General features: G+C 73.8%; 12 protein-coding genes. 4 read left to right on the forward strand and 8 right to left on the reverse strand.

Features of this window, described 5'->3' with window-relative positions; genetic code table 11:
• The 6 genes from ACI79X_RS02250 to ACI79X_RS02275 form a co-directional block, all read right to left on the reverse strand.
• Positions 1-1,089 carry an ABC transporter ATP-binding protein gene (locus ACI79X_RS02250; RefSeq protein WP_457023782.1) on the reverse strand — a complete coding sequence of 363 codons (1,089 nt, stop codon included), beginning with the start codon at positions 1,087-1,089 and terminating at the stop codon, positions 1-3.
• Positions 1,086-1,979, reverse strand: coding sequence for an ABC transporter permease (locus ACI79X_RS02255; protein ID WP_457023783.1), 894 nt, complete (start codon positions 1,977-1,979; stop codon positions 1,086-1,088). Before ACI79X_RS02255 ends, ACI79X_RS02250 begins: the two co-directional genes overlap by 4 nt.
• Positions 1,976-2,797, reverse strand: a complete 822-nt coding sequence (locus ACI79X_RS02260) for an ABC transporter permease (protein ID WP_457023784.1) — start codon at positions 2,795-2,797, stop codon at positions 1,976-1,978. The genes ACI79X_RS02255 and ACI79X_RS02260 overlap by 4 nt, the downstream gene beginning before the upstream one ends.
• 77 nt (positions 2,798-2,874) lie before the next feature.
• Complete coding sequence (locus ACI79X_RS02265) at positions 2,875-4,026, reverse strand: ABC transporter substrate-binding protein (RefSeq protein WP_457023785.1); 1,152 nt, start codon at positions 4,024-4,026, stop codon at positions 2,875-2,877.
• 121 nt (positions 4,027-4,147) lie between these two features.
• On the reverse strand, positions 4,148-4,936 hold the full coding sequence (locus tag ACI79X_RS02270) for an enoyl-CoA hydratase/isomerase family protein (RefSeq protein ID WP_457023786.1): 789 nt from the start codon (positions 4,934-4,936) through the stop codon (positions 4,148-4,150).
• Positions 4,937-4,964: 28 nt separating this feature from the next.
• Positions 4,965-5,792: an ABC transporter ATP-binding protein gene (locus tag ACI79X_RS02275; RefSeq protein ID WP_457023787.1), complete on the reverse strand. Its 828-nt coding sequence runs from the start codon at positions 5,790-5,792 to the stop codon at positions 4,965-4,967.
• Positions 5,793-5,855: 63 nt separating this feature from the next.
• Between ACI79X_RS02275 and glgX the strand changes: the two genes are divergently transcribed.
• Positions 5,856-8,006 carry a glycogen debranching protein GlgX gene (gene glgX / locus ACI79X_RS02280; RefSeq protein WP_457023788.1) on the forward strand — a complete coding sequence of 717 codons (2,151 nt, stop codon included), beginning with the start codon at positions 5,856-5,858 and terminating at the stop codon, positions 8,004-8,006.
• 163 nt (positions 8,007-8,169) lie between these two features.
• Here the strand turns inward: glgX and ACI79X_RS02285 are convergent, their stop codons facing one another.
• Positions 8,170-9,177, reverse strand: coding sequence for an FHA domain-containing protein (locus tag ACI79X_RS02285; protein ID WP_457023789.1), 1,008 nt, complete (start codon positions 9,175-9,177; stop codon positions 8,170-8,172).
• Between the two features lie 111 nt (positions 9,178-9,288).
• Positions 9,289-11,838 carry an alpha-glucan family phosphorylase gene (gene glgP, locus ACI79X_RS02290; RefSeq protein WP_457023790.1) on the reverse strand — a complete coding sequence of 850 codons (2,550 nt, stop codon included), beginning with the start codon at positions 11,836-11,838 and terminating at the stop codon, positions 9,289-9,291.
• Positions 11,839-11,980: 142 nt separating this feature from the next.
• Here glgP and ACI79X_RS02295 point away from each other — a divergent pair, with 142 nt between their 5' ends.
• From ACI79X_RS02295 to ACI79X_RS02305, 3 genes are read left to right on the forward strand one after another with little or no spacing between them, the layout of a single operon-like run.
• Positions 11,981-14,008, forward strand: a complete 2,028-nt coding sequence (locus ACI79X_RS02295) for an alpha-1,4-glucan--maltose-1-phosphate maltosyltransferase (protein WP_457023791.1) — start codon at positions 11,981-11,983, stop codon at positions 14,006-14,008.
• A 55-nt stretch (positions 14,009-14,063) separates the two neighbouring features.
• On the forward strand, positions 14,064-15,914 hold the full coding sequence (treS, locus tag ACI79X_RS02300) for a maltose alpha-D-glucosyltransferase (RefSeq protein WP_457023792.1): 1,851 nt from the start codon (positions 14,064-14,066) through the stop codon (positions 15,912-15,914).
• Positions 15,911-17,299: a maltokinase N-terminal cap-like domain-containing protein gene (locus tag ACI79X_RS02305; protein ID WP_457023793.1), complete on the forward strand. Its 1,389-nt coding sequence runs from the start codon at positions 15,911-15,913 to the stop codon at positions 17,297-17,299. Before treS ends, ACI79X_RS02305 begins: the two co-directional genes overlap by 4 nt.
• Positions 17,300-17,316 lie beyond the last annotated feature (17 nt).

Genomic DNA, 17,316 nt, shown 5'->3' on the forward strand with positions numbered 1-17,316 from the left:
TCAGTCCGCGGCCGCGGGCTCCACGAGCACCGGGCGCTCGGCCGGCGTGACCGTGACCGCGGTGCCGGGCGTGAGGCCCTGGCTGTCGGCGCTCGCGACGTCGGCCTGCACCTCCACGCCGTCGGGCAGGGCGACCGCCAGGCGGGTGGTGGCGCCGGAGAACGTGCGGGTGACGACGCGGCCGGCGCCGTCCGGGTCGGCGGTGACGGTGAGCGCCTCGGGGCGGACCAGCGCGGTCGCCGGGCCGGCCGGCGGCGTGGCCCCGAGGACCTCGCGGCGCACGCCGAGGAACTCGACGCCGCCGTCGCCGAGCTCCGCCGGGATCCGGTTCATCGTGCCGACGAAGCCGGCCACGAACGCCGTCGCCGGGCGCTCGTAGAGCTCGTCGGGCGAGGCCACCTGCTCCAGCCGCCCGGCGCGCATGACCCCGACCCGGTCGGCCACCGACAGGGCCTCGGCCTGGTCGTGGGTGACGAACACGGTGGTGGTGCCGAGCTCCAGCTGGATCCGGCGGATCTCCTCGCGCAGCTGCACGCGCACCTGCGCGTCCAGGGCCGACAGCGGCTCGTCGAGCAGCAGCACCTGCGGGGCGACGGCGAGCGCGCGGGCCAGCGCCACCCGCTGCTGCTGCCCGCCGGAGAGCTGGTGCGGGTAGCGGCCGCCGCGGTCGGCGAGCCCGACCAGCTCCAGCAGCTCCGCGGCCCGGCCGGCTCGCTCGGCCTTGTCCCGGCGGCGCACCCGCAGGCCGTAGGCGACGTTGTCGGCCACCGTCATGTTCGGGAACAGGCTGTAGGCCTGGAACACCATGCCGACGTCGCGCTTGGCCGGCGGGAGGCCGGTGACGTCGCGGCGGTCGAACCGGATGCGGCCGGAGTCGGGCACCTCGAACCCGGCGATCGCCCGCAGCGCCGTCGTCTTGCCGCAGCCCGAGGGGCCGAGCAGGGCGAGGAACTCCCCGCCGGCGATCTCCAGGTCGAGCCCGTCGAGGGCGAGGACCGACCCGTAGCGGCGGGTCAGCCCCTCGAGCCGGACGGCGACGCCGGGCGCCTCCCGGAGGTCGGCCGGCGCGGCCGGTCGGACGGCGGTCATGCGGGGTCCTCCTCGCGGCGCCGGCGGTCCAGCGCGGAGATCAGCAGCAGCAGCGCCCAGGTGAGCAGCAGGGACAGCACCGAGACCGCGACCGACAGGCGCGGCTGGGAGCCCGAGATGCGCACGATCCAGGTGGGGAAGGTCTCGAAGCCCAGGATGTTGGCGACGGTGAACTCGCCGATCACCAGGGCGAGGGTGATGAAGGCGGCGTTGAGCACCGACGTGCGCAGCACCGGCAGGACGACGGTGAGCATCAGCCGCGGCCACGAGGCGCCGAGCACCCGCGCGGCCTCGGTCAGCGTGCGCAGCTGCGCGCCGCGGACGCCGGCGTCGAGCGCCCGGTAGACGAACGGCAGCGCCAGCACGACGTAGACGAGCACGAGGATCCACGGCAGCGCCGGCTCCTGGAGCGCGAAGAACGCCTCGGCCAGCGGCGTGCCGTAGAAGTGGTCGGGCGCCCAGGCGAGCACGCTGCGCACCCCGACCACCAGCGCGATCGGCGGCAGCAGCAGCGGCACCAGGGTGAGCAGCTCGACCACCGGGCGCCAGCGCGGCAGCCGCAGCTCCACGAGCACCACCGTCGGCACCATGAGCAGCAGCGCGATCACCACGGTGAGCACGCCGAGCAGCAGCGAGCGGCCGAGGTTCTCCGCGAACCCCTCCGCCGTCGGGATGCCGGTGTAGACGTCGGCGGTGACCCCGTCGCGGCTGCGCACGGTGAACCAGGTGGAGGCGGCCAGCGGGACGAGGAAGTACAGCCCGAGGACGGCGAGCACGGCCCAGCGCCACCAGCCGCGGCCGCGGCGGGCGGGGCGGACCGGCGTCTCCGGCTCGACCCCGCCGGCGCCGGCGACCGCCGCGGTCGACAGCCCCGCGGTGGTGGCGCTCACGCGAGCCACCGCGACGCGCGCCGCTGCACCCAGGTGTAGAAGACCATCACCAGGCCGACGAGGACGACCATGCCGAGTGCCAGCGCCTTGCCGAGGTTCTCCGCGCCGACGATCACGTTGCTCGACAGCGAGTCGGCGATCTGCAGCGTCACCAGCGGCACGCTGCTGCCCACCAGCGCCCGGGCGGTGGCGTAGGCGGCGAACGCGGAGGCGAACAGCAGCACGGTCGCGCCGAGCACCGGCGGGGCGAGCACCGGCCCGCCCACGTGCCGCCAGTACTGCCAGCGGCTGGCGCCGAGCACCTCGGCGGCCTCCCGCCACTGCGGCCGCAGCGCCTCGATCGCCGGGACGATCGTCAGGACCATCAGCGGGACGAGGAAGTAGAGGTAGACCAGCGCCAGGCCGGTCATCGAGTACAGCGAGAAGCCGTCGAGGCCGAGCGGGCCGGTGAGCACCGCGGTGACGACGCCCTGCGTGCCGATGGTGGCGATGAAGGCGAAGGCCAGTGGGATGCCGCCGAAGTTGGCCAGCACGCCCGACGCGGTGAGCACCAGGCGGCGCAGCAGCCGGCCGCGGCGGCTGGTCACGACGGCGAAGGCGAGCGCCAGCCCGAGGACGGCGCCGAGCACCGCGGTGATCGCCGACAGGCGCAGGCTGCCCGCGTAGGACCGGGCGTAGGCGCCCTCGGCGATCGCGCCGATGTTCGACGTCGACCAGGACTCCTCGAAGGTGACCGGGTCGACCGCGCGGAAGGCCTCGACGGCGAGCACGCCGACCGGCAGCAGCAGGAACACCGCGACGTAGAGCAGGAACGGCACGATCCCCAGCAGCGGCAGCAGACGCCCGCGCCGGCGCCCCCGGGGGGACGCCGGCGCGGGGCTCGCGACGACGGTGCTCAGCCCGAGATCTCCTGGTTCCAGCGGGTGGCGACCACCTGCTGCGCGGCGGTCTCCTGCTCCTGGGTCGGGAACTCCGCGGTGCCCTCGACCGGCGGCAGGGCGGCGAGCGCCTCGGCGTCGGCGGTGCCGGCCTCCTCCATCGCGGCCTGCCGGACCGGGCGGGCGCCGCCGGCCAGGTACAGGTTCTGGCCGCGGTCGGAGTACAGGAACTCCTGCCACAGCCGCGCGGCGGCCGGGTGCGGGGCGTAGGCGCTGATCGCCTGGCTGTAGTAGCCGCCGAACAGGCCGTCGCTGGGGACGGCGACCTGCCACTCGACGCCGTCGGCGGCGAGCGTCTCCGTCAGGCCGGCGTTGAGGTAGTCCCAGTCGATGGCCAGCGGCGTCTCACCGCTCTGGATGGTGGCCGGGGTGATCTCGACCGGGTTGAAGTTGCCGGCCTCCTTCACCTGGGCGAAGAAGTCGATGCCCGGGCCGATGTCGTCGAGGCTGCCGCCGTTGGCCAGCGAGGCCGCCCAGACGCCGGCGAACGCGGCGGCGGCCTGGGTCGGGTTGCCGTTGAGCGCGACCTGGCCGGCGTACTGCGGGTCGAGCAGGTCGGCGAAGCTCGTCGGGCACTCGGCGATCACCGTGGCGTTGCAGCCGATGGAGATGTAGCCGCCGTAGTCGTTGTACCAGTGGCCCTCGGGGTCCTTCTGGCCCTCGGGGATGTCGTCCCAGGTCTCCACCTGGTACGGCGCGAGGAGGTCCTGGGCCTGCGCCTGGCGGGCGAAGGCGGTGCCGAGGTCGAGCACGTCGGGCGCCCGGTCCTGGCCGCGCTGGCTCTCGACGGCGTTGAGCTCGTCCTGGCTGGAGCCGTCGGGCAGCGCGCTGTTGACGGTGATCCCGTACTCCTCCTCGAAGGCGGAGATGATCTCGCCGTAGTTCGCCCAGTCCGGCGGCAGCGCGATGACGTTGAGCTCGCCCTCGGCCTGCGCGGCCTCGACCAGGGCGTCCATGCCGCCGAGGTCCTCGGCCGAGCGGGCGCTCGCCGCGTCGCCGCCGCTCCCGCCGCCGGAGCCGCCGTCGTCACTCCCCCCTCCGCAGGCCGTGAGCACGAGGGCAGCGGCCGCCAGCACGGACGCGGTCCTCAGGGTGGGGGTGGTTCGCACGGGGGTCCTCCAGGGGAAGGGGAACGGGTCGGCCGGAAGGCCCTGCGGATGGTGGCAGAACCGGACCGTCCGGGAGGCGGGTTCGGGTGACCGTCCGCCGAACAGTCGGCGACGGGAACGGTCAGCGGCCGCTGAAGGTGGCCTTGCCCGGGCCGTTCTCCAGGAACGAGCGCATCCCGGTGGCCTGGTCCTCGGTGTCGAACAGCTCGGCGAACAGCCGGCTCTCCAGCTCCAGGCCGCCCTGCAGCGGCAGGTCGAGCCCCTCGTCGACCGCACGCTTGGCCGCGGCGAGGGCCAGCGGCGGCCCGGCGGCGAACCTGCGCGCCATGGCGACGGCGGTGTCGTACACCTCGGCGTCGGGGACGACGGCGTCGGCCAGGCCCATCTCCAGGGCCTCCTCCGCGCCGACGTGCCGGCCGGTGAACACGAGGTCCTTGGCCTTCGCCGGGCCGACGAGGCGGGCGAGCCGCTGCGTGCCGCCGGCGCCGGGGATGACGCCGAGCAGGATCTCCGGCTGGCCGACCTTCGCCCCGGCGCCCATGACCCGGAAGTCGGCGCACAGCGCGAGCTCGTAGCCGCCGCCGAGGGCGTAGCCGGTGATGGCCGCGATCACGGGCTTGGGGATGCGGGCGACGGCGGTGAAGGAGTTCGTCAGCTCCCGGCCCCAGGCGACCATGGAGCGGCCGTCGAGCTGGGACATGGCCTTGATGTCGGCGCCGGCGGCGAACACCCGCTCGCCGCCGTAGAGCACCACGGCGCGGACGTCGTCGCGCTCGGCGGCCTGCATCGCGGCGGCGCGCACCTCGGTGTGCAGCTGCTCGTCGATGGCGTTCATCTTCGGCCGGTCGAGGCGGATCGTGCCCACCCCGTCCTCGACCGACAGGGTCACGAACTCCGGTGTTCCAACCATGCCCGGCACCCTAGCCAGGCGGGCGGCGTCAGGACCGGCGGCGGGCGGTGAAGCGGCCGTCGGCGCGGGTGAGCTGCAGGGGCAGGCCGAAGGTCTCCGACAGCGTCTCGCCGGTGAGCACCTGGCCGAGCGGGCCGGAGGCCACCACGGTCCCGCCGCGCAGCAGCAGCGCGTGCGTGTAGCCCGGCGGGATCTCCTCGACGTGGTGGGTGACCAGCACCTGCGCCGGGGCGAACAGGTAGCGGGCGAGGTCGGACAGCCGGCTGACGAGGTCCTCGCGGCCGCCGAGGTCGAGGCCGGCGCCGGGCTCGTCGAGCAGCAGCAGCTCCGGGTCGGGCATGAGGGCGCGGGCGATCTGCACCCGCTTGCGCTCGCCCTCGCTGAGCGTGCCGAACGGCCGGTGGGCGATCGACTGCACACCCCACTGCTGCATGAGCAGCGCCGCCCGGGTGAGGTCGTGGATGTCGTAGCGCTCCCGCGCGCGGCCGACGATCGCGTAGCCGGCCGACAGGACGACGTCGCCGGTGCGCTCGCCGGGCTCGATCCGCTGGGCCAGCGCGGCGCTGGTCAGCCCGATCCGCGGCCGCAGCTCGAACACGTCGACCGCGCCCATCGTCTCGCCGAGCAGCCGCACCTCGCCCCGGGTCGGGTGCATGTGCGCGCCGGCCAGCTGCAACAGCGTCGTCTTCCCCGCGCCGTTGGGCCCGAGGACCACCCACCGCTGCTCGGGCAGCACCGTCCAGTCGACCCCCCGCAGCAGGTGCGAGGTGCCGCGCACGACGTCCACCCCGCGCATCTCGACGACCGGCTCGGCTCCGGGGGACACCCCACCGCTCGGGAGAGCGCTGCTCGACACGACCCCATCCAAACAGCACCCCGGATCCCGCCGCCCGGCAGGCGGACCGGGCACGATCGCGGCGTGAGGACTCCTGAGCACGGCACCGGCGGCCCGGAGGTGTGGCCCGGCTCCCCCACGCCGCTCGGCGCGCACTGGGACGGCACGGGCACCAACTTCGCGCTGTGGTCGGCCGGGGCGGGCGCCGTCGACCTGTGCCTGTTCGGCCCCGACGGTACGGAGCACCGGCACCGGCTGCAGGAGACCACGCACCAGGTGTGGCACGGCCGGCTCGCCGGCGTCGGCCCCGGCCAGCGCTACGGCTACCGGGTGCACGGCCCCTACGACCCCGGCGCCGGCTCGCGGTGGAACCCGGCCAAGCTGCTGCTGGACCCCTACGCCCGCGCCGTCGACGGCGAGCTGACCCTCGACCCGGCGCTGTTCGGCTTCCGCCCCGACGGCGTCGACGCCGCCTCCCCCGACCCCCGCGACTCGGCGCCGTTCGTGCCGCGCGGCGTCGTCGTCCACGACTCCTTCCCGTGGGACGGCGACCGGCGGCCGGCGACGCCGTGGTCGGACACCGTCATCTACGAGGTGCACGTCAAGGGCGCCACGATGGGCCACCCCGACGTCCCCCCGGCGCTGCGGGGCACCTACGCGGGCCTGGCGCACCCGGCGTTCGTGGAGCACCTGCAGTCCCTCGGCGTCACCGCCGTCGAACTGCTGCCGGTGCACCACTTCGTGAGCGAGCCGCACCTGCTGCGCCGCGGGCTGACCAACTACTGGGGCTACAACACCCTCGGCTACTTCGCCCCGCACGCCGCCTACAGCTCCACGGGCTCCGGCGGCGCCCAGGTCACCGAGTTCAAGGCGATGGTCAAGGCCCTGCACGCCGCGGGGATCGAGGTGGTGCTCGACGTCGTCTACAACCACACCGCCGAGGGCGACTCGACCGGGCCGACGCTGTCGCTGCGCGGCATCGACAACCCCGGCTACTACCGGCTCGACGGCGCCAACCGGGCCCGCTACACCGACTACACCGGGTGCGGGAACACCCTCGACGTCCGCCGGCCGCAGGTGCTGGCGATGCTCATGGACTCGCTGCGCTACTGGGTCACCGAGATGCACGTCGACGGCTTCCGGTTCGACCTGGCCGCGGCGCTGGCCCGCTCGATGCACGACGTCGACCGGCTGTCGGCGTTCTTCGACGTCGTCCACCAGGACCCGGTGGTCAGCCAGGTGAAGCTCATCGCCGAGCCGTGGGACATCGGCGAGGGCGGCTACCAGGTGGGCAACTTCCCGCCGCTGTGGACCGAGTGGAACGGCAAGTACCGCGACACGGTGCGCGACGTGTGGTCCGGGGCGCGGGTGGGCGTGCGCGACCTCGCCTACCGGCTGACCGGCTCCTCGGACCTCTACCGCTCCGACGGCCGCCGGCCCTTCGCCAGCGTCAACTTCGTCACCGCCCACGACGGCTTCCCGATGGCCGACCTCGTCACCTACGAGCACAAGCGCAACGAGGCCAACGGCGAGGACAACCGCGACGGCGAGAGCCACAACCGCAACTGGAACTGCGGCGTCGAGGGCCCCACCGACGACCCGGACGTCCTCGCGCTGCGCGCCCGGCAGGTGCGCAACCACCTGGCCACGCTGCTGCTGTCCACCGGCGTGCCCATGCTCACCGCCGGCGACGAGCTCGGCCGCACCCAGGGCGGCAACAACAACGCCTACTGCCAGGACAACGAGATCTCCTGGATCGACTGGGCGAGCGTCGACGCCGAGCTGCTGGAGTTCGTCAGCCGGCTGGTCGCCGTGCGCCGCGGCGCCCCGGTGCTGCGCCAGGAGGCGTTCTTCGAGGGCCACGAGATCCCGGGCACCGGCGGCACCCGTGACGTCGCCTGGTTCGCCCCCGGCGGCGGGCAGCTCACGACGGCGGAATGGTTCGACGGCGGCCTGCAGACCGTCGGCATGTACCTCGACGGCCGCGGCATCCGGCACCGCGACGCCCGCGGCCGCCGCGTGGTCGACGACTCCTACCTGGTGCAGCTGCACGCCGGCCCCGAGCCGGTGACCGTGCACCTGCCCGGGCCGCCGTGGGCCGACGGCTACGAGTTCGTCGTCAGCACCGAGTGGCCGACCGGCGCTCCCCCGCGGCCGGCCGTGGTCGCGCCCGGCCCGATCGAGGTGCTGCCCCGCTGCGTCTGGCTGCTGCGCGTCCTGCGGCGACCGTCGTGACGAGCGGGGGCCCGGAGGGTCCCCCGAGGAACGACACGGCTCCGCGCAGCGGGTCGCCCGGAGCGGGGCCCGCAGGGTCCCCCGACGGGGGACGGAGGGGCCTCCACGCAGGCCGGGTACGGCTCGTGGCCGCGGTGCGATCCGGAGGATCGCGATGTCGCGTCTACTCCGGCTGCTCGTAGGTGATGACCGTCCAGCCGAGCAGGAGGCGGTCGCCGTCGGAGAGCGGGTGCGCGACGCCGGGCTCGAGCTGCGTCCACTCGGTGGCCTCGGGACCGGCGACGTGCGTGCCGTTGAGCGAGCCGAGGTCGGTGAGGGTGACCTCGCGGCCCTGGCGCTGGATGGCGGCGTGCGCCGAGGACAGCACGTTCTGCGTGTCGGCGATCGGCACCGGCCGCGCGTTGCCGGCGGTGACCAGCTCGTGGCTGTCGGGGCGGCGGCCGAGCACCAGGTCCTCGTCGACGGTGACGACGAGGCCGTCGTCGAACCGCAGCACCGGCGCGGAGGCGGTGTCGGGCTTCCAGAACGCCGTCTCCTCGCCCTCGTCGGCGCGCGCGGGCGCCGACGACGCAGCCGAGGAGCCGCCCGGGGTGTAGGACGGCGCGGCGCCGAAGGAGGAGGCACCGGCGAAGCCGGCGTCCGAGCCCGCGGTGAACGACGACGGCTGCGCGGGCGCCGACGGCGGGACGGCGGCACCGGCGGAGGCGGGCGCCGCCAGGTGCAGCAGCGCGCCGGAGCCCGGCACGGTGCCCTCGGCGAGGTCGTAGGCGACGCCCGGCGGCATCGACGGGGCGGCCTGCCCGGGACCGACGTAGAGCGTGGCGCCGAGCGGGAAGCCCGCGGCGAGGCTGCAGCCCTCGGTGGGCTGGCCGGAGACCGGGACGTTGTCGACCGCGGGCTGGCCCTTGCCCGACCACAGCGCGACGCCGGTGCCCGAGCCGCCCTGGGAGTCGGTCAGGACGAGCGCGAAGGACGCCGCTCCACCGCCCAGGGAGTGCACTTGCGCGGCGACGGCGGCCAGGACGCGGTCGGCGCCGGGGCCCGAGACGCCCAGGCAGGCGTGCAGGGCGGCGACGAGCGCCGGCGAGCCGGGAGCGTCCACCCAGAGCAGGCCACCGCCGCGTCGGGCGACGACGGCGTCTCCGGGCAGGACTTCACAGCGGTCGGGCATGCGCGCCAGCCTAGTGACCGGGCCGGGGTCCGCGCGGCCCGGCGGCCACCGCCACGCCGGTCGCCCGCGCCCGGTGGGGACGCTGCGACCGGCGTGACGGGTGATCCCGGGTCAGGCCGAGCGGACCAGCCCCAGCTCGGCCGGGTCGGCCAGGTGCGCGGAGTGCGGGAGCACGCGCACGGTGTAGCCGAAGGCGCCGGTCCGCTCCAGGGGCAGCGTGGCGGTGAACCAGTGCCGCGAGCCCTCGGTGTGCTCGTGGACCATCGGCACCGTCGTCACCTCGTGCAGCCCGTCGGCGTCGTCGACCCGCCCGTAGGCGGCCTGCACCTCGACGTCGCCCGGCGTCAGGTGCGGCAGCTCCACCTCGGCGCGCAGCGCCAGGGTCGAGCCGATCTCCGGGGTGTCGCCGGCGCCGGTGGCCTCCACGTGCGCCACCCGCACGCTGCTCCAGTTCTCCAGCAGCCGGGCCCGCCACTGCGCCTCGTCGCGCGCCGGGGCGTAGCCGGCGTCGGCCATCGACCGGGAGGAGCCCGCGGCCGGGACGTACAGCTGCTCGACGTAGTCGCGGACCATCCGGGTGGCCAGCACCTTGGGCCCCGTCTCGCGCAGCGTGTGCCGCACCATCTCCACCCAGCGGGTCGGGATGCCGTCGCGGTCGGTCTCGTAGAACCGCGGCAGCACCTGGGTGGCCAGCAGGTCGTAGATCGCGCGGGCCTCGACGTCGTCGCGGCGGGAGTGGTCGCTCACGCCGTCGGCGGTCGGGATCGCCCAGCCGTTCTGGCCGTCGAACCACTCGTCCCACCAGCCGTCGCGGATGGAGAGGTTGAGCCCGCCGTTGAGCGCGGCCTTCATGCCCGAGGTGCCGCAGGCCTCCAGCGGCCGCAGCGGGTTGTTCAGCCAGACGTCGCAGCCCCAGTAGAGGTAGCGGGCCATGCCGATGTCGTAGCCGGGCAGGAAGGCGATGCGGTGCCGGATCGCCGGGTCGTCGGCGAACTTCACCATCTGCTGGATCAGCTGCTTGCCGCCGTCGTCGGCCGGGTGGCTCTTGCCGGCGATGACCAGCTGCACCGGCCGGTCGGGGTCGAGCAGCAGCGCCCGCAGCCGCTCGGGGTCGCGCAGCATGAGGGTGAGCCGCTTGTAGGACGGCACCCGGCGGGCGAAGCCGATGGTGAGGACGTCGGGGTCGAAGGCGGTGTCGGTCCAGCCCACCTCGGCCTCGGCCGCGCCGCGGGACAGCGCGGTCTCCCGCAGCCGGCGGCGCACCTCCTCCACCAGCCGGCCGCGCAGCATCCGGCGGGTGTTCCACAGCTCCAGCGCCGGGATCCGGTCGACGCCGTCGAAGACCGCGACGCCGGAGCCCTCGAACGGGTCGCCGCTGCGGGAGCTCTGGGTGCCGAGCTCGACGAGCTCCCGGGCGGTCCAGGTGGGGGCGTGCACGCCGTTGGTGATCGAGCCGATCGGGACGTCGGACTCGTCGAACCCCGGCCACAGGTCGCTGAACATGCCGCGGCTGACGTGCCCGTGCAGCTGGCTGACGCCGTTGGCCCGCTGGCCGAGCCGCAGGCCCATGTGCGCCATGTTGAACTTCGCCGGGTCGTCCTCGGCGCCGAGCGGGATGAGGTGCTCGAGCGGGACGCCGAAGCCCGCGAAGTAGCGCTCGATCAGCGCCCGCGGGAAACGGTCGATGCCCGCCGGGACGGGCGTGTGCGTGGTGAACACGGTGCCCGCGCGGACCGCCTGCAGCGCCTCGGCGAAGGTCAGCCCGTGCGACTCGGTGAGCTCGCGGATGCGCTCGACGCCCTGGAAGCCGGCGTGGCCCTCGTTGGCGTGGAACACCTCCGGCTGCGGGGTGCCGGTGAGCTGGCAGTAGGCGCGCAGCGCCCGCACGCCGCCGATGCCGAGCAGCATCTCCTGGCGCAGGCGGTGGTCCTCGTCGCCGCCGTAGAGCCGGTCGGTGACGCCCCGCTCGGCCGGGGTGTTCTCCTCGATGTCGCTGTCGAGCAGCAGCAGCGAGACGCGGCCGACCTGCGCCCGCCACACGTGCGCGTGCAGGGTGCGGCCCTCGGGCAGCGGCACGGAGATGACGACGGCGGACCCGTCGGGCTGGCGCAGCAGCTTCACCGGCAGGCCGTGCGGGTCCAGCGAGGGGTAGTGCTCGAGCTGCCAGCCGTCGGCCGACAGGCCCTGCTCGAAGTAGCCGGCCCGGTAGAGCAGCCCGACGCCGATCAGCGGGACGCCGAGGTCGGAGGCGGCCTTCAGGTGGTCGCCGGCGAGGATGCCGAGGCCGCCGGAGTACTGCGGCAGCACCTCGGTGATGCCGAACTCGGCGGAGAAGTAGGCGATCGACCGCGGGGCGTCGGGGCCCAGCGACTGGTACCAGTGCTCGGCGGACAGGTAGTCCTCGAGGTCGTCGACGACGTCGGTCAGGCGGCGGAGGAACCGGCGGTCGGTCGAGAGCGTGGCCAGCCGCTCGGCCGACACCTCGCCCAGGACCTTGACCGGGTCGTTGCCGCACCGGCGCCACAGGTCGGGGTCGAGCGCCTCGAACAGGTCGCGTGTCTCGGCGTGCCACGACCAGCGGAGGTTCATGACCAGCTGGGACAGCGGCGTGAGGGCCTCGGGCAGGGCGGCGCGGACGGTGAACCGACGGAGTGCTCGCACGCGGCGAGCCTAGCCAGGAGACCCCCGCACGACAGGGTGAGCGGAACGCGCCGGATACCGCACCGCAGGGTGCAGGAGCCGGACGGGTGGGGCCGCCCCGGCCGAGGTGTGGGCGACCCCCCGGCTGGATAGCGTGGCCGCGATGACTCGCCGACCTGACCTCCGCCTCGGCATCTCCGATGTCGCCCCCGTCGTGTCCTGCGGGTCCTTCTCGGCCCGCGCCGTGGTCGGTGAGCACCTGCCGATCACGGCCACCGTGTTCCGCGAGGGCCACGACGCCGTCGCCGCCGACGTCGTCTGGACCGCCCCCGACGGGACGCGCGGTGCCTTCACCCGCATGCGCCGCTACGGCGAGGAGCCCGACCGCTGGATCGCCACGGTCGTGCCCGACCGCGAGGGCCGCTGGACCTTCCGCGTCGAGGCGTGGAGCGACCCGCTGGCCACCTGGCACCACGCCGTCGAGGTGAAGATCGACGCCGGCCAGGGCCCGGCCGAGCTCGCCAACGACCTCGAGGAGGGCGCGCGGCTGCTCGAGCGCGTGGCCGCCGGGGCCGACGACGAGTGGCGCGGCCGGCTCACCGACGCGGTCACCGCGCTGCGCGACGAGACGCGCGGCCTGCACGAGCGGGTTGCCCCGGCGCTGGCCACCGGGGTGCAGCAGTACCTCGACGCGCACCCGGTCCGCGAGCTGGTCACCCCGACCGCCGACCACGAGGTGTGGGTCGACCGGCCGACCGCGCTCTACGGCTCCTGGTACGAGTTCTTCCCGCGCTCGGAGGGCCCCGTCGTCGGCGGGCAGCCCACGCACGGCACGTTCACCACCGCCGCCGACCGGCTCCCCGCGATCGCCGACATGGGCTTCGACGTCGTCTACCTGCCGCCGATCCACCCGATCGGGAGGGTCAACCGCAAGGGCCCGAACACCGCCCAGTTCCCCGGCGGCAACCCGAACGAGGTCGGCCCCGACGACGTCGGCTCGCCGTGGGCCATCGGCAGCGCGGAGGGCGGCCACGACGCCGTCCACCCGCAGCTCGGCACGATGGAGGACTTCCGCGCCTTCGTCGAGCGCACCCGGTCCCTCGGCATGGAGGTGGCGCTGGACCTCGCGCTGCAGGCCGCGCCCGACCACCCGTGGGTCGCCGAGCACCCGGAGTGGTTCACCACCAAGCCCGACGGCACGATCGCCTACGCGGAGAACCCGCCGAAGAAGTACCAGGACATCTACCCGGTCAACTTCGACAACGACCCCGAGGGCATCTACGCCGAGGTGCTGCGGGTCGTGCGGGTGTGGATGGACGCCGGCGTGCGGATCTTCCGCGTCGACAACCCGCACACCAAGCCGCTGGACTTCTGGCACTGGCTGATCTGGAAGGTCAAGGAGACCGACCCCGACGTGCTGTTCCTGGCCGAGGCGTTCACCCGGCCGGCGATGATGCACCAGCTCGCGCGGATCGGCTTCACGCAGTCCTACACCTACTTCACGTGGCGGACCGGCCGCGAGGAGATCGAGGAGTACGGCCGGGAGCTCGCCTCCAACGCGCACTACATGCGGCCGAACTTCTTCGTGAACACGCCGGACATCCTGCACGCGAGCCTGCAGTACGGCGGCCCGCCGATGTTCAAGATCCGCGCGGTGCTCGCGTCGATGATGAGCCCGACCTGGGGCGTGTACTCCGGCTACGAGCTGTTCGAGCACGTGGCGGTCAAGCCCGGCAGCGAGGAGTACCTCGACAGCGAGAAGTACCGGCTGCGCCCCCGCGACTGGGCGGGCGCCGAGGCCGCCGGGCGGAGCCTCGCGCCCTACCTGCGGAGGCTCAACGAGATCCGGCGGGCGCACCCGGCGCTGCAGCAGCTGCGCACGCTGCGCTTCCACGGCGTGGACAACGGCAACCTGATCTGCTTCTCCAAGACCGACCCGGGCTCGCAGGACGCCGTCCTCGTGGTCTGCGCGCTCGACAGCCAGAACCGGCAGATCGGGACGACGTCGCTGGACCTGCCGGCGCTCGGCCTCGACTGGCACGAGCGGTTCGCCGTGACCGACGAGATCACCGGCGCGCGTTACGACTGGGGCCAGTTCAACTACGTCGAGCTGGACCCGTACTGGGAGCCCGCGCACGTCTTCTCGGTGCACCTCCCCCGGCCGGTCACCTGGCCCCCGCCGGTCCGCTGAGCGCCGACCGCCCCTTCCCCGGACCACCGCTGAACCGCGAGGACGACCCGCACCGATGACGCTCCCCGTGCCCGACCCCACCGACTCGACCTCCGGCCTGCCGCCACGCGGCAGCGACCCGCTGTGGTTCAAGCGCGCCGTCTTCTACGAGGTGCTCGTCCGCGGCTTCGCCGACAGCAACGCCGACGGCATCGGCGACCTGCGCGGCATGCTCGACAAGCTGGACTACCTGCAGTGGCTCGGCGTCGACTGCCTGTGGCTGCCGCCGTTCTTCGCCTCGCCGCTGCGCGACGGCGGCTACGACGTCAGCGACTACACCGCCGTGCTGCCGGAGTTCGGCGACATCGACGACTTCCGCGCCCTGCTGCAGGCGGCCCACGCCCGCGGCATCCGCGTGATCATCGACTTCGTCATGAACCACACCTCGGACCAGCACCCCTGGTTCCAGGCCAGCCGCAGCGATCCCGACGGTCCCTACGGCGACTTCTACGTGTGGGCCGACGACGACACCGGCTACGCCGACGCGCGGATCATCTTCGTCGACACCGAGAGCTCGAACTGGACGTTCGACCCGGTGCGCAAGCAGTACTTCTGGCACCGCTTCTTCTCCCACCAGCCCGACCTCAACTTCGAGAACCCGAAGGTGCAGGAGGCGATCATCGACGCCCTGCGCTTCTGGCTCGACCTCGGCATCGACGGCTTCCGGCTCGACGCCGTGCCCTACCTGTTCGAGGAGGAGGGCACCAACGGCGAGAACCTCCCCCGCACCCACGAGTTCCTCAAGCACGTGCGCAAGGTGGTCGACGCCGACTACCCCGACCGCGTGCTGCTGTGCGAGGCCAACCAGTGGCCGGCCGACGTCGTCGAGTACTTCGGCGAGAACGGCGACGAGTGCCAGATGGCCTTCCACTTCCCGGTCATGCCGCGGCTGTTCATGGCCGCCCGCCGGGAGCAGCGGTTCCCGATCTCGGAGATCATGGCCCAGACGCCGCCGATCCCCGACAACTGCCAGTGGGGCATCTTCCTGCGCAACCACGACGAGCTGACCCTCGAGATGGTCACCGACGAGGAGCGCGACTACATGTGGGCGGAGTACGCCAAGGACCCCCGCATGAAGGCCAACATCGGCATCCGACGCCGGCTGGCGCCGCTGCTGGAGAACGACCTCAACACCCTCGAGCTGTTCAACGCCCTGCTGCTGAGCCTGCCCGGGTCGCCGGTCCTCTACTACGGCGACGAGATCGGCATGGGCGACAACATCTGGCTCGGCGACCGCGACGGCGTCCGCACGCCGATGCAGTGGACGCCCGACCGCAACGGCGGCTTCTCCACCGCCGACCCGCAGCGGATGTACCTGCCGCTCAACCAGGACCCGGTCTACGGCTACCAGACCACCAACGTCGAGGCGCAGCTGCGCAACAGCAACTCGATGCTGCAGTGGATCCGCCGGATGATCGCCGTCCGCAAGGAGCACCCGACCTTCGGCCGCGGCACCTACGAGGAGATCGGCTCGCGCAACCCCACGGTGCTGTCGTTCGTCCGCGAGTTCGGCGACGACATCGTGCTGTGCGTCAACAACCTGTCCCGCTTCCCGCAGCCGGTGGAGCTCGACCTGCGCCGCTTCGAGGGCTACACGCCGATCGAGCTCACCGGCCGGGTGGAGTTCCCGCAGATCGGCGTGCTGCCCTACATGCTCACCCTCGCCGGGCACGGCTTCTACTGGTTCGAGCTGTCCAAGCCGGTGGAACCGGTCGAGGAGCCCCCCGCGGAGCCGGGGTCCGCGACCAGCCCGGTCGCCGACTCGCTGCTGGCCGCCGGCCTGGTCAGCGAGGCCGAGCAGATCCCGGGCGACAGCGACACCAGGACCGGCGACGACGTCCCGCTCAGCACCGGAGGACCCCGATGAGCACCGCCCTGGCCGACGTCCTGCGGGACTGGATGCCGCACCAGCGCTGGTTCGGCGGCAAGGGCCGCGAGTGGGCCGACGTCAGCGAGGAGGGCTTCTTCCTCTCCCGCAGCGAGCCGGTGGTGTCCGTGCACCGGGTGCGGGTGACCTACGCCGACGGCGCGACGGAGACCTACCTCGTGCCGCTGTCGTGGCGGGCGCACCCGGAGGAGGACCTGACCTCGGCCTTCATCGGCGCCGTCCCGGTCAAGGACGCCGAGGGCGCCGACCGGGAGAACTACGCCTACGACGCGATGCGCGACCGCGACGCCACGACGCCGTGGCTCACCCACCTCGTGGCGGCCTCGACCGTGGGGCCGATGCACTTCCACCCCTCCGGCAGCGCCCCCATCCCCGAGGGCGTCCCCGGCGACATCGTGTCCACCGAGCAGAGCAACACCTCGCTGGTCTACGGCCAGGACGCGATCTTCAAGCTGTTCCGCCGCCTCGAGCCCGGGCTCAACCCCGACGTCGAGATCGGCGAGGCGCTGCGCCGCACGGACAACCCGCACATCGCCCCGCTGCTCGGCCACGTGGAGATCGACGACGCCGACGGCGGGGAGCCGGCCACGGTCGCGATGCTGCAGACGTTCGTGCAGAACGCCAGCGACGGCTGGCGGCTGGCCACGGCCAGCGTCCGCGACCTCTACGCCGAGGGCGACCTGCACGCCGACGAGGTGGGCGGTGACTTCGCCGCCGACAGCGAGCGGCTGGGCGCGGCGACGGCGTCGGTGCACGCCGACCTCGCGCGGGTGCTGCCCACCGAGCCCGCCGACCGCGACTGGTTCGCCGCCACCGCCCGGGGCATGAACGAGCGGCTCGAGGCGGCCCTCGCCGTCGTCCCGCAGCTGGAGGAGCACCTCGAGCGGCTGCGGGCGGTCTACGCCGCCGTCGCCGACAGCCCCGAGACGGTGGTGCGCCAGCGGGTGCACGGCGACTTCCACCTCGGCCAGGTGCTGCGCACCGCGACCGGCTGGGTGGTGCTCGACTTCGAGGGCGAGCCGGCCCGGCCGCTGGCCGAGCGGCGGCAGCTCGACAGCCCGATGCGCGACGTGGCCGGGATGCTGCGCAGCTTCGACTACGCCGCACGGCACATGCTCGTGGAGCAGCCCGACGACCCGCAGCGCGCGTACCGGGCGCAGGAGTGGGCAGTGCGCAACCGCGGCGCCTTCTGTGCGGGCTACTCGGCGGCGAGCGGGATCGACCCGTGCGGGGACTCCCCCCTCCTGCGGGCCTTCGAGGCGGACAAGGCCGTCTACGAGTGCGTCTACGAGGCGCGCAACCGGCCGAACTGGCTGATGATCCCGCTCCAGTCGCTCTCCCGGCTCACCGCCGGCGAGGCCTGAGCCCGCACCGCACCGCA

This window comes from Geodermatophilus sp. SYSU D01119 (genome assembly GCF_054049975.1).